Raw genomic sequence first — 11,838 nt, forward strand, 5'->3', positions numbered from 1 at the left:
CTGTGATGGCGCGGGTTTTTTTGTTCTGACGCTGCATGACCGAATTAAAAGCTGCATCCCTCAAGCCCGACGTTAAGTATTGCTTGTATCGAACCGGCGCCGTTATGGGGGATTTGATGCGATGCCGTTTAAAAGCATTTTGTAGTATAACAAAAGGTGATCGGTATGGGCCTTGATATGATGCCATTGGCGCGACCTCATATAGGGCTCGAAAGTGAATTCGAGTCTTTGTGGCTGACCTATCAGAATTTGGTGAATGGGATCACGGAACCAGTCTCGACCACAAGGCAGGGCTTTCTGGGCCGCCTACTCGGTCGCAGCCGATCAAAGAAGAATGAGTTGGAGCGTCTGACCAAAGCAATCATGAGCATTTCGGAAGGAGCCGATCAGAACATGGGTGCGCCAGTCGTGGGTGTGGACGCAGCGGCAAATCTGTGGATTGAGCAGAGTTTCAAGAACGGCGCATTTCTGGGCCTGCAGTCTTGTGAGGCTGCGCTTGAGCAGATGGATGGATTTCACGTTCTGGAGTTGCTGCCAGAATGCGACGGCTTCCCGGTGTATTCTAACTCATTTTTGCACGGATCTGGTGTTCCGCGAACATCTTTTCGCGGCGATTTCCTACGCGATTGCGTCGATGTTCTGACTGCCGCTCAGATCAGTGACGCTTGGGTGCCGAAGCTTTCCCGCGACCTGCTGGCATACGGTGAATCCTTGTGCGATTCCGCTCGCAATGCCGCCGTTGAGGAAGGCGCAACAGATGTGATTGATCGGCGCGCGCCGCCCGACGTAGTTGCACTTTCTCGGGTATACCAGATACATATTGCAGATAGCTGCGGTCGCTGGTGTAAGTTCTGGGCAAAGCGCGGTCACGGATTGGAACCAGATTTCTAAGAGCTTTCGCCCGTCTCGCGCTGCCTGTCTGCTCTTTAGGTCAAGGGCTTACAAACATTACATATATTGGCTTGCGAGCCGATTGTATGAGTTAAGCACTTCTAATCGTGTCTGGCGACACGGAACTGCCGTTGATGGCCAGTTGTTTTCGTTACATGCCCACTTACCCCGCCCGCATCAACTTGAACCGCAAGCCGCTGGGCGTGATCGGCACGGCGCTGCTGGCGCGGCGCAATGTGCTGGAATTGATCCCGGAAATCGCGGTGCGCCAGCCGATGGTCTCGGGGCGGACGGGCGCGCGTTGGCATATGGTCATGGACCCGGACGCGCTGCGCATCGTGCTGAAGGATCGGGTGGACGATTATCCCAAATCTCTGGTCACGCAGCTTATTCTGGAACCCGCCATCGGCAAGTCGCTGTTCGTGGCCGAAGGTGCGCATTGGCGCTGGCAACGTCGCGCCGCTGCCCCCGCCTTCGCGCAAAGGAATGTCGAGGCGCTGGCGCCGGTGATGACCGCCGCAGCCGAGGCGTCAAGCCGCAGGCTGGCGCAAGGCGGCGTGGTCGATGTTTTTGCCGAGACGGTGGCCGCGACCTTCGACGTGATTTCGGACGTGACGTTTTCGGGGGATGAGGGGTTCGACCGCGATGCCGTGCATGGCGCGATCGACGCCTATATCGCAGGGGCGGCGCGGGTCTCGGTGTTGGACATCATGGGGCTGCCTCGCTGGATTCCGCGTCCGGGGCGGCTGGCCTCGGGGGGCGATCTGCGGCGGATGAAGCAGGTGGCAGATGACGCGATCCGCGCGCGGGCGCGGTCAGGGCCGCGTGGGGTGCCCGATCTGCTGGACCTGCTGCGCGCGGGCGAGGATCCGGAAACGCATCGGTCGATGACTGGGGCGGAGCTGCGTGACAACCTGCTGACCTTCATCGTCGCGGGGCATGAAACGACCGCGCTGACGCTGGCATGGGCGCTTTATCTGCTGGCATTCGATCCCGAGGTCCAGCACCGCGCGGCCGCTGAGGCCGGCGCTGTGCTGGGCGCACGCGCCGCCACCGCTGCGGATGTGCCGCGCCTGACCTATATCCGCCAGATCGTCGACGAGGCGTTGCGGCTTTACCCGCCAGCCGCATTTCTGTCGCGGACCTCTCGGATCCACGACCGGCTGGGTGGCCGAGAAGTGTGGCCCGGTGATACCATCGTGCTGCCGATCTATGCGCTGCACCGCCACCATATGCTGTGGGACGACCCCGACAGCTTCGACCCCGACCGTTTCGCACCGGGGGTGCAGCGGGACCGCTTTGCCTTCCTGCCCTTTGGCGCCGGGCCGCGCATCTGCATCGGCGCCAGTTTCGCGCTGCAAGAGGCGGTCATCATCCTTGCCACGCTGGTCGCGCGTCTTCGTTTCCAACTGACCGACCGCCACCCCGAACCGCGCATGATCCTGACCCTGCGCCCGCATGGCGGTGTCTGGCTGCGCGTCGAACCCCGCGCTTGAACCTGCCGCCCGCCGCGCTAAAGTCGTGCCATGATTACGATTTATCACAAGCCGAACTGCTCGACCTCTCGCAACGTGCTGAAGATGATCCGCGATGCCGGGCATGATCCGGTGGTCATCGAATATCTGAAGGATGGCTGGACGCGCGGGCAGCTTTGGGGGCTGATCAGCGCTGCGGGGCTGACACCGCGTCAGGCGCTGCGCGTCAAGGAACCGGCGGCCAAGGCGCTGTCAGGTGCCGGGGATGAGGCGATCATCGCCGCCATGATCGCCGATCCGGTGCTGGTGGAACGCCCCTTTGTCTGCGGTCCCGGCGGGGTGCGGTTGTGCCGTCCTGTCGATCTGGTCATGGAAACGCTGGACCGCTGAGGCTTTTCCCCGTGCCGCCCGCGTGCTAATCCGCGCGTGAACCGTAAGGAAAGCCCCATGTCCGATCTGACCAACCTTCGCCAGTCCTATCTTGACCGCATCTCGGGCGCTGCCGATGGGGACGCGCTGGAGGAGGTGCGGCTGGCAGCTCTTGGCAAGAAGGGCGAAATCAGCGGCATGATGAAGGAACTGGGCCGCATGACGCCGGAAGAGCGTCAGACCCGCGGGGCCGAGTTGAACCGCCTTCGCGATGAGGTGGACACCGCATTGCGCGCCCGCAAGCAGGGCTTGGAAGACGCGGCGCTGGACGCGCGGCTCAAGGAAGAATGGCTGGACGTGACCCTGCCGGGGCGTCCGCGTCCACAGGGCACGATCCACCCCGTCAGCCAGGTGACCGAGGAAGTCACCGCGATCTTTGCCGATATGGGCTTTCGCGTGGCCGAAGGGCCGCAGATCGAAAGCGACTGGTTCAATTTCGACGCGCTGAACATCCCGCCTGAACACCCCGCGCGGCAGGAGCACGACACCTTCTTCATGGCGCGGGCCGAGGGCGATCTGCGTCCGCCCCATGTGCTGCGCACCCACACCTCTCCGGTTCAGATCCGCGCCATGCAGGCGACGGGCGCGCCGATCCGCGTCATCGCGCCGGGCCGCGTCTATCGCATGGACATGGACCAGACCCACGCGCCGATGTTCCATCAGGTCGAGGGGCTGGCGCTGGGGAAAGACATTTCCATGGCGAACCTGAAATGGACGCTTGAGGAGTTCTGCCGCGCCTTCTTCGAGGTGGATGAGGTTGAGCTGCGTTTCCGCGCCAGCCATTTCCCCTTCACCGAGCCCTCGGCCGAGGTCGATATTCGTTGTTCGTGGGAAGGCGGCAAGCTGACCATCGGGCAGGGCAATTCGTGGCTGGAGATCCTTGGCTCGGGCATGGTCCATCCCAAGGTGCTGGCGGCAGGCGGGATCGACCCGAACGAATGGCAAGGTTTTGCGTTCGGCATGGGGATCGACCGGATCGCGATGCTGAAATACGGCATCCCGGATTTGCGCGCGTTTTTTGAAAGCGATCTGCGCTGGCTGCGGCATTACGGCTTTGCAGCGGGGGATGTGCCCAGCGTGGCGGGTGGTTTGTCGCGGTAGATGGCGCGCGCCCACTAATGACGACATCCGATATTGCCGCAGTAATATCCGCAGTTTCTGCGCTGGGTTCGCTTTTTGTCGTAAGTATAGGCGCATGGGTTGCTTATAGTCAGCTGACTGCTTGGCGTTCCGAAGCAGTGGGAAAAAGGCGGGCTGACGTCGCCGAAAGAGCGTTGATCGCTATCGCTAAAGTGGATGATGCGATGCGTTTCATCCGAAGTCAGCATAGCCGAGTCCCTGTCGAAATAGCTGATCGAGAGGCCACTTACCTAAAGCTAAGGCAACAGCGGATAGCTGATAGTAACGCGTTGTTCGTGGAGCTTCAGGACTGTCAGGTCGCGGTTTACATCCAGCTTGGATGGGACGGCGTTGATGAGCTTTTTAACGAAATCCTCGAATTGAGGAGCGAAGTCGTCTTAGCCATTGATAATATGTGTGGATCAATTGACGACGATACCATCGAGGCGCGGCGGCTAAAGATCGAATGGCGCAAGATTTACAGTGGCGATTACTCTGCGAATGACGAACTGGGGATGAAGCAGCAGAAGGCCATAAAGCTTCTGCAGCAAAAACTATTTCCGGTCGCTCGTCACAATGCGGGCAAAAACTAACCCCCCGCCACCTCCAGCATGATCTTCCCAATATGCCCGCTACTTTCCATCCGCCGATGCGCCTCGGCGGCATCGGTCAGGGGATAGCAACTGTCGATCAAAGACCGCACAGCGCCGCTTTCGACCAAAGGCCAAAGGCGGGTGCGCAGTGTGTCGGCGATCCCTGCTTTGGCGGCATCCGATTGCGGCCGCAGGGTCGATCCGGTCACCACCAGCCGTCGCATCATGATCTGGGCAAAGTTCAACTCGGCCTTTGGCCCGCCAAGAAAGGCGATCATCACCAGACGGCCTTCATCGGACAATGCCTTGATGTTGCGCGGGATATAATCGCCGCCTACCATGTCCAGGATCAGGTTCGCGCCGCCCGCCTTTTGCAGTGCCGACACGAAATCCTGTTCGCGGTAATTGATCGCTTCGGCCCCCAGACGGGCAATGGCCGCGCATTTGTCGTCCGAGCCTGCCGTGGCCCAGACCCGCGCGCCAAGCGCCCGCGCGATCTGAATGGCCATCGTCCCGATCCCCGAAGAACCGCCATGAACCAAAAACCGCTCTCCGGCCTGCAGACCGCCGCGGGTCACGACATTCGACCAGACGGTAAAGGCGGTTTCGGGCAAGGCGGCCGCGTCGCGCAGGTCAAGGCCGCGGGGGATGGGCAAGGCGTGATCGGCGGGGCAGGTGACATATTCCGCATAACCCCCGCCGGGCAGCAGGGCGCAGACCTTGTCGCCCGTCTTCCAGCGGGTGACGCCGGGACCGATCGCCGCGACCGTGCCGGAACATTCCAGCCCCGGCAGGTCCGACGCTCCGGGGGGTGGCGCGTATAGACCGGCGCGTTGCAGCACATCGGGGCGGTTCACGCCGGCCCATGCCACGCGGATCAGGATCTGGCCATGCCCCGCCACGGGGACGGGACGGGTCGCGGGTTTCAGCACATCGGCAGCGCCCGGTGCGGTGATTTCCACCGCGCGCATCACGTCAGGGATCATGCGTCGGCACCGCCCGCCTGCATCCGTCCCGGCGCGTGGCGCGCAACGGGGCGCTTGATCCAACCTGTCGCAAGATCCGCAAGGGCCGAGACGCCGGGCAGCGCGCCGACCTGTCCCTTGATCTTTTCAAAGCGCATCACGCCTTCGATCCGGCGCTCCAGAAAGGCGCGGGTATCCTCGGCTTCGGGGGAATCGTCGCCCAGCCAATAAAGCACCGTGGCACCGTAGACCGTCGAAAGCGTGGCGCGTTTGGAATACCAGTTCACATCGTCCGACGTGTCGCCAAGCCCGTCCCAGACGGCATCGGCGGTTTCCCAGATCAGGCGGGCACCCAGCGCAGCGTTCTGCGGCAAGGCCAGCACGACTGCGCCCGCCCGCGCCATCTCGCGGCCCGAAAGCGACAGGCGGTGCATGATCGCATCGGTCACGCGGTCACGAAAACGCCCCTGCAACGTGGTCGAACCAAGCCATTCGCGCAACTCGGCATCGCCGCGCCGATGATAGGCGGCGGCCAGATCGGCCCCCCCGCGCGGCAGGTAAACGCGGGCCAGATCGCGTGACATGCCAAGGTCTTGCGCGCCTTCTGCTATGGCCTTGTCGCCCATCCCTTCGAAGATGACATGGTTCAGGGCTGCGTCGATCAACCGGTCGCGTTCGCTCGTCATGGCTCCAACTCCTGTCTGGTCCAGAAATTCTGGACAAACGCGATTCGCCCTGCTAAGAGGTCGCGTCCTGCAATTCAGCTCAACTTTAACCTAGGAAGGTGGTGACAACCACATGCAGGTAAGTGTTCGCGACAATAACGTCGAACAAGCGCTTCGCGCCCTGAAGAAAAAACTTCAGCGTGAAGGGGTGTTCCGTGAAATGAAGCTTAAGCAGCATTTCGAGAAGCCCTCGGTCAAGAAGGCCCGTGAAAAGGCTGAGGCCGTTCGCCGCGCCCGCAAGCTGGCGCGCAAAAAAGCGCAACGCGAAGGCGCGCTTTAAGACGTGCGATCACGCAAGAGTTCTGAAAACCCCTGCCCTCGGGCGGGGGTTTTCTATATCGGCAAGGCGGTGGTCTGGGCCACGGTCTTAAGCGAAAACGACGAATGCATCTGCGCCACGCCCGGCAGCTTGGCCAATCGCTGGCGGTGGATGCGGGCAAAATCGTCGGTATCCTGCGCCACGACCTTCAGCAGATAATCGGCGGACCCCGCCATCAGGTGACATTCCAGCACATCGGGAATGGTGCGGACGGCGCGTTCGAATGCCTCAAGCAGTTCATCCGCCTGACCCGACAGCGTGATCTCGACAAAGACCGTGGTGGGACGTTCCAGCTTGCGGGCGTCCAACAAGGCGACATAGCCCTGGATCAGGCCGGTTTCCTCAAGCCGCTGGACGCGGCGGTGGCAGGCGCTGGGGGAAAGGCTGACCTTGGCCGCCAGATCGGCATTGGTGATGCGCCCGTCACGCTGAAGCGCATTCAGGATACGGCGATCTATGGCGTCAATCTCGACCATGGAAAATTCTCCTGCGCGGGGCCGCTGCTTGTGAATTTTTCACCAGCCTAAGGGGCATCCGCGCAAAAGAAAACGGCGCAACCACGGGGTCGCGCCGTTCTTGTCGAATGATAGCCGCGATCAGGCGCGACGTGCGCGCAGCTCGTCGCGGATTTCGACCAGCAGTTCTTCCTGGGTCGGGCCGGACGGTGCGGCCTCGGCCTTGCCGATGGTGCTGGATTGCAGCTTGTTCACCGCCTTGACCAGCAGGAACACGGCCCATGCGATGATCAGGAAGTTGATGACCGACGACATGAACGCACCCCATGCAAAGACCGAAGCGCCGGTATTGCGCGCGGTGGCAAGGCTGGCGCCGGGAGGAACTTCGCCCTTGAGCACGAAATAGTGGCCGCTGAAATCAGTGCCGCCAGTCACCAGACCGATGATCGGGTTGATCAGGTCGGCAACAAGCGAGTTGACGATAGCCGTGAAAGCCGCACCGATAATGATACCCACCGCAAGATCGACGACATTGCCGCGGGCGATGAACTGCTTGAATTCCTTGATCATGTGCTTACCTTTTCTCAGACACGCCGGTGACGTGGGCCATACTGGTCACATCATGGTGTGTAAATCCAGCAAAGACACGACAGGAACCCCCCAAAATGTCTGCACTTTCCGATTTTGCGATTACCCGCCGCTGGCCGCCTGTGCGCCCCGATGTCATCCAGCTTTACACGCTGAACACGCCCAATGGCATCAAGACCTCGGTGATGCTGGAGGAGACGGGGCTGGAATATGACGCCCATCGCATCAGCATCGGCAACCCCGAGGATCAGTTTACCCCAGAATTTCTATCGCTGAATCCGAATAACAAGATTCCGGCGATGATCGACCCGAACGGCCCGGACGGCAAGCCAATCGGTCTGTTCGAAACAGGCGCGATGCTGATCTATCTGGGCGACAAGACCGGGCAATTCCTGCCTGCCTCGGGTGCTGCACGTTATCACACGATCCAGTGGCTGATGTGGCAGATGGGCGGGCTGGGTCCGATGTTCGGGCAGGTCGGTTTCTTCCACCGCTACAAAGGCAGCGAGATCGAGGATCCCCGCCCCCGCACGCGCTATTACAACGAAGCGAACCGTCTGCTGGGCGTGCTGGACCGCCAGCTTGCGGGAAAGGACTGGATCACCGGCGAATATTCCATCGCCGACATGGCCATCGCTCCGTGGTTGCGCACCGTCCGCGTGAACTATGAGGCGGAAAAGGAAACCGGCATGGACGGCTATGCCAATGTGCAGGCCTATCTGGCGCGTTTTCTGGACCGTCCCGCCGTGCAGCGCGGGATCGAAGTCGGCGCAGCATAAGCCGTATTTCCGAAACGATAAGAGCCGGCTTACTCAGCCGGCTCTTGCATGTCAGGGGTGATTTCCGATCAGAACCGGAAGTTCACACCGACTTTCAGATTGTTGTATTTGGGCGTGGCTTCGGTATCCAGACCACCGAATTGCAGATCTTCCTTGCCGAAGTTTGCATATTCGTATTCGCCGGTGACCGACCATTTTTCGTTGATCTGCTTTTCAACACCCAGACCAAGGATATAGCCGGTCTTGCTGAAGCTGTCTTCGATGCCGTTCAGTTCATAGTCCATATCGACACGGCCGACACCGGCGATGCCGTAGACCAGCATGTCGGGGCGAACGGTGTAGCCGGTCTTGAAGCGCAGGGCGACCATGTGGTTCACCTTGCCTTCGGCTTCCAGATCGGTGCCCAGAAGCGTGCCGCTGGTGTCACCCTTGATGTCGCCGCCTTCGATCCCGACTTCCGGGCCGAAGACCCAGTTGCCGCGCTGCCAGCGATAACCGGCACGGATACCGGCATTCGCGCCTTTCAGTTCGGCTTCGCCGATGTCACCCAGAAAGGTGTTCGACGCGCTGTCGGTCAGACCCACGCGGTCGTCGCCCTTGAAGGCATAGCCCAGCGTCAGACCCGCATAACCGCCCTGCCAAGCGCCGACGGGCGCTTCGACTTCGGCGACGATGGGCGCGCTGTCCATAACCGGGGGAACGAAGCCACCGGCGTTCGCCGCAGCCGTTGCACCAAGCGACAGCGAACCTGCCACAAGAGCGATCGTTTTAATTTTCATCATTCAAAGTCTCCTAAGGCACAGCGCGCCATTCCTGAGGGGGATGAATGGCAGCGCGTAAGGGGATCTAATAATAGTCGTCTGAATGTCACATAAGTCCGCAATCGGCCTTATCGCAAGAAACCAATCGGTGAAGCGGGTTACCAACTTCAAAGGCGCGACTTCAGCGCAACATTCATCCCTAAGTTGTGTAACATCTTCGAGACTGTTGAGGCAATAACGACCTCGTTAGATATCAAGATTCTCGACACTCAGGGCGTTCTGCTGAATGAATTCGCGCCGCGGTTCGACGACATCACCCATGAGCTTGGTGAAAATGTCATCAGCCTCGCTGAGATCTTCGATCCGCACTTGCAGCATCGTGCGCGCCACCGGGTCCAGCGTGGTTTCCCAAAGCTGTTCGGGGTTCATTTCGCCCAAGCCCTTGTAGCGCTGCAGGGACAGCCCTTTTTCCCCTTCCAGGAAGATCGCGGCCAGAAGGCCAAGGGGGCCGTGGATCGGAATGTCACGGTCCTTGCGGATCAGATGCGCGGTCTTGCCATAGATTTCCTGCAGGCTTTGCGTCATGGCGCCCAAACGGCGGCTTTCACCGCTGCGCAGCATGGGGCCGTCCAGCGTCCGGTTTTCTTCGACGCCGCGCAGCAGGCGGGTCAGGCGGATGCCTGCATCCTGTGTCGGGCGCCCCGTCCAGCCGCGCTCATATTCCTCGGCGATCATGTCAAGGCGCGTGGCCACCGCATCAGCGACACCTTGGGCGTCCTGATCGACGCGGCCCTGCACCAGCGCCCCGGCAATCGCGGCCTGTTCGGTGATATGGGCGGGGTAATGCGTGGGATAGGCGCGCAGAACGCGGCGGACGATGCGGGCTTCCTCGACCACGCGGGCAAGATCCGCGCCGGTGATCTGTTCGCCATTGCCCAGACGCAGGCTTGCACCGTCGATGCCCTGTTCGATCAGGTAATCTTCCAGCGCGGCTTCGTCCTTAAGGTAAACCTCGGACCGGCCGCGACTGACTTTGTAAAGCGGGGGCTGGGCGATATACAGATGCCCCGCCTCGATCAGGTCGGGCATCTGGCGGAAGAAAAACGTCAACAGCAGCGTGCGGATATGCGCGCCATCGACATCGGCATCGGTCATGATGACGATCTTGTGGTAGCGCAGCTTGTTCAGATTGAATTCGTCGCGCCCGATGCCGGTCCCCAGCGCGGTGATCAGCGTGCCGACCTGATCGCTGGACAGCATCCGGTCAAAGCGCGCACGTTCGACGTTCAGGATTTTCCCGCGCAAAGGCAGCACGGCCTGATTCTGGCGCGAACGCCCCTGCTTGGCCGAACCACCTGCCGAGTCACCTTCGACGATGAACAGTTCGGAACGCGAGGGGTCCTTTTCCTGACAATCGGCCAGCTTGCCGGGCAACGAGGCCACGTCCATCGCCGTCTTGCGCCGCGTCAGTTCCCGCGCCTTGCGGGCGGCTTCGCGGGCCAAGGCGGCCTCGATGATCTTGCCGACGATCTGCTTGGCCTCGGACGGGTTCTCCTCGAACCACTCGGCCAGCTTTTCGTTCACAAGGCTCTCGACCGCCGGGCGCACCTCGGATGACACCAGCTTGTCCTTGGTCTGGCTGGAGAATTTGGGATCGGGCACCTTGACCGACAGCACACAGGTCAGACCTTCGCGGGCATCGTCGCCTGTGAAATCCACCTTTTCGCGTTTGCCGATGCCGCTGGTCTGGGCATAGGTGTTGATGACGCGGGTCAGCGCGCCCCGGAAGCCCGCCAGATGCGTGCCGCCGTCGCGTTGCGGGATGTTGTTGGTAAAGGGCAGCACGGTTTCATGGTAGCTGTCGTTCCACCACATCGCGACCTCGACCCCGATGCCGTTTTTGTCGCCGGTGATAAAGATCGGCTCGGCCATGACCGGGGTTTTCGAGCGGTCGATATATTTCACGAATTCCCGCACGCCGCCGTCATAGAACAGCTCGGTCCGCAGGGGTTCGGCGGGGCGCTCGTCTTCCAGAATGATGCGGACACCGGAATTCAGGAAGGCCAGCTCGCGCAGGCGGTTTTCCAGCGTCTTGAACACATATTCCAGGTTCGAGAACGTGCCGTCCCCGCCATCCGCCTTGCTGGAGGCCAGAAACCGCACCTCGGTCCCTTTTTCGCCGGGCTGGGCATCGCCCACGACGCGCAGGTGTTCAACGGTGTCGCCATGTTCAAAGCGGGCGTAATGTTCGCGGCCATTGCGCCAGATGCGCAGCTCCAGCCAATCCGACAAAGCGTTGACCACCGACACGCCCACGCCGTGCAACCCGCCCGAGACCTTGTAGCTGTTCTGGTCGAATTTCCCGCCCGCATGAAGCTGGGTCATGATGACCTCGGCCGCGGACACGCCTTCGGTGGGGTGCATATCGACCGGGATGCCGCGCCCGTTGTCGCGCACGGACACGCTGCTATCGGCGTGAATTTTCACCCGCACGAAATCGGCATGACCTGCCAACGCCTCGTCGATGCCGTTATCGACGACCTCATAGACCATATGATGCAGCCCCGAGCCGTCGTCGGTGTCGCCGATATACATGCCGGGACGCTTGCGCACAGCTTCCAGGCCCTTGAGAACCTTGATGGAATCGGCGCCGTATTCGGAGGGCTGGGGGGCGGGTTCGGTCATTGGTCTTTTTATCCTGCCTTGGGCTTACATCTTATAGTGTGGCCGGTGCGGAAT

The 11,838-nt window shown here is 61.1% G+C and carries 13 protein-coding genes; 7 read left to right on the forward strand and 6 right to left on the reverse strand.

What is annotated here, in order from left to right; all coding sequences use genetic code 11:
• Positions 1-165 precede the first annotated feature (165 nt).
• The 5 genes from FN835_RS12015 to FN835_RS12035 all read left to right on the forward strand — a co-directional run bounded on the left by FN835_RS12015 (position 166) and on the right by FN835_RS12035 (position 4,507).
• Positions 166-891: a hypothetical protein gene (locus tag FN835_RS12015; protein ID WP_142663469.1), complete on the forward strand. Its 726-nt coding sequence runs from the start codon at positions 166-168 to the stop codon at positions 889-891.
• A 134-nt stretch (positions 892-1,025) separates the two neighbouring features.
• A complete protein-coding gene (locus tag FN835_RS12020) occupies positions 1,026-2,387 on the forward strand; it encodes a cytochrome P450 (protein WP_246098719.1) in 1,362 nt (453 codons plus the stop codon).
• Positions 2,388-2,417: 30 nt separating this feature from the next.
• Positions 2,418-2,756: an arsenate reductase family protein gene (locus FN835_RS12025; RefSeq protein WP_142663470.1), complete on the forward strand. Its 339-nt coding sequence runs from the start codon at positions 2,418-2,420 to the stop codon at positions 2,754-2,756.
• A gap of 57 nt (positions 2,757-2,813) precedes the next feature.
• A complete protein-coding gene (pheS, locus tag FN835_RS12030; RefSeq protein WP_142663471.1) occupies positions 2,814-3,896 on the forward strand; it encodes a phenylalanine--tRNA ligase subunit alpha in 1,083 nt (360 codons plus the stop codon).
• A 17-nt stretch (positions 3,897-3,913) separates the two neighbouring features.
• Positions 3,914-4,507 (forward strand): hypothetical protein, encoded by a 594-nt coding sequence (locus FN835_RS12035; RefSeq protein ID WP_142663472.1) that lies wholly within the window; start codon positions 3,914-3,916, stop codon positions 4,505-4,507.
• On the opposite strand, the gene FN835_RS12040 is transcribed toward FN835_RS12035, so the two are convergent.
• Together FN835_RS12040 and FN835_RS12045 are read right to left on the reverse strand one after the other, a co-directional pair.
• Positions 4,504-5,493 (reverse strand): NAD(P)H-quinone oxidoreductase, encoded by a 990-nt coding sequence (locus tag FN835_RS12040; RefSeq protein ID WP_142663473.1) that lies wholly within the window; start codon positions 5,491-5,493, stop codon positions 4,504-4,506. The two genes, FN835_RS12035 and FN835_RS12040, sit on opposite strands and share 4 nt — an antisense overlap.
• Positions 5,490-6,158: a COQ9 family protein gene (locus tag FN835_RS12045; RefSeq protein WP_142663474.1), complete on the reverse strand. Its 669-nt coding sequence runs from the start codon at positions 6,156-6,158 to the stop codon at positions 5,490-5,492. Before FN835_RS12045 ends, FN835_RS12040 begins: the two co-directional genes overlap by 4 nt.
• 112 nt (positions 6,159-6,270) lie before the next feature.
• On the opposite strand from FN835_RS12045, the gene rpsU reads away from it, so the two are divergent.
• Positions 6,271-6,477, forward strand: coding sequence for a 30S ribosomal protein S21 (rpsU, locus tag FN835_RS12050; protein ID WP_011748553.1), 207 nt, complete (start codon positions 6,271-6,273; stop codon positions 6,475-6,477).
• Between the two features lie 53 nt (positions 6,478-6,530).
• Here the strand turns inward: rpsU and FN835_RS12055 are convergent, their stop codons facing one another.
• Positions 6,531-6,992 carry an Lrp/AsnC family transcriptional regulator gene (locus tag FN835_RS12055; protein ID WP_142663475.1) on the reverse strand — a complete coding sequence of 154 codons (462 nt, stop codon included), beginning with the start codon at positions 6,990-6,992 and terminating at the stop codon, positions 6,531-6,533.
• A gap of 120 nt (positions 6,993-7,112) precedes the next feature.
• Entirely contained in the window at positions 7,113-7,541 is a 429-nt protein-coding gene (mscL, locus tag FN835_RS12060; protein WP_142663476.1) for a large conductance mechanosensitive channel protein MscL, read from the reverse strand.
• 95 nt (positions 7,542-7,636) lie between these two features.
• On the opposite strand from mscL, the gene FN835_RS12065 reads away from it, so the two are divergent.
• Positions 7,637-8,338 carry a glutathione S-transferase C-terminal domain-containing protein gene (locus FN835_RS12065; RefSeq protein WP_142663477.1) on the forward strand — a complete coding sequence of 234 codons (702 nt, stop codon included), beginning with the start codon at positions 7,637-7,639 and terminating at the stop codon, positions 8,336-8,338.
• A gap of 68 nt (positions 8,339-8,406) precedes the next feature.
• Here the strand turns inward: FN835_RS12065 and FN835_RS12070 are convergent, their stop codons facing one another.
• A complete protein-coding gene (locus FN835_RS12070) occupies positions 8,407-9,120 on the reverse strand; it encodes an outer membrane protein (RefSeq protein ID WP_246098720.1) in 714 nt (237 codons plus the stop codon).
• A 225-nt stretch (positions 9,121-9,345) separates the two neighbouring features.
• Positions 9,346-11,784 (reverse strand): DNA topoisomerase (ATP-hydrolyzing) subunit B, encoded by a 2,439-nt coding sequence (gyrB, locus tag FN835_RS12075; protein WP_142663478.1) that lies wholly within the window; start codon positions 11,782-11,784, stop codon positions 9,346-9,348.
• Positions 11,785-11,838: the final 54 nt, after the last annotated feature.

This window comes from Paracoccus laeviglucosivorans (assembly GCF_900182695.1).
In the GTDB taxonomy this organism is placed as follows: domain Bacteria; phylum Pseudomonadota; class Alphaproteobacteria; order Rhodobacterales; family Rhodobacteraceae; genus Paracoccus; species Paracoccus laeviglucosivorans.

What these genes read in the sequence shown, in the direction of transcription:
- FN835_RS12015 (WP_142663469.1), top strand. Translation starts at nt 166, where the DNA reads ATGGGCCTTGATATGATGCCATTGGCGCGACCTCATATAGGGCTCGAA.
- FN835_RS12020 (WP_246098719.1), top strand. Translation starts at nt 1,026, where the DNA reads ATGGCCAGTTGTTTTCGTTACATGCCCACTTACCCCGCCCGCATCAAC.
- FN835_RS12025 (WP_142663470.1), top strand. Translation starts at nt 2,418, where the DNA reads ATGATTACGATTTATCACAAGCCGAACTGCTCGACCTCTCGCAACGTG.
- pheS (WP_142663471.1), top strand. Translation starts at nt 2,814, where the DNA reads ATGTCCGATCTGACCAACCTTCGCCAGTCCTATCTTGACCGCATCTCG.
- FN835_RS12035 (WP_142663472.1), top strand. Translation starts at nt 3,914, where the DNA reads ATGACGACATCCGATATTGCCGCAGTAATATCCGCAGTTTCTGCGCTG.
- FN835_RS12040 (WP_142663473.1), bottom strand. Translation starts at nt 5,493, where the DNA reads ATGATCCCTGACGTGATGCGCGCGGTGGAAATCACCGCACCGGGCGCT.
- FN835_RS12045 (WP_142663474.1), bottom strand. Translation starts at nt 6,158, where the DNA reads ATGACGAGCGAACGCGACCGGTTGATCGACGCAGCCCTGAACCATGTC.
- rpsU (WP_011748553.1), top strand. Translation starts at nt 6,271, where the DNA reads ATGCAGGTAAGTGTTCGCGACAATAACGTCGAACAAGCGCTTCGCGCC.
- FN835_RS12055 (WP_142663475.1), bottom strand. Translation starts at nt 6,992, where the DNA reads ATGGTCGAGATTGACGCCATAGATCGCCGTATCCTGAATGCGCTTCAG.
- mscL (WP_142663476.1), bottom strand. Translation starts at nt 7,541, where the DNA reads ATGATCAAGGAATTCAAGCAGTTCATCGCCCGCGGCAATGTCGTCGAT.
- FN835_RS12065 (WP_142663477.1), top strand. Translation starts at nt 7,637, where the DNA reads ATGTCTGCACTTTCCGATTTTGCGATTACCCGCCGCTGGCCGCCTGTG.
- FN835_RS12070 (WP_246098720.1), bottom strand. Translation starts at nt 9,120, where the DNA reads ATGATGAAAATTAAAACGATCGCTCTTGTGGCAGGTTCGCTGTCGCTT.
- gyrB (WP_142663478.1), bottom strand. Translation starts at nt 11,784, where the DNA reads ATGACCGAACCCGCCCCCCAGCCCTCCGAATACGGCGCCGATTCCATC.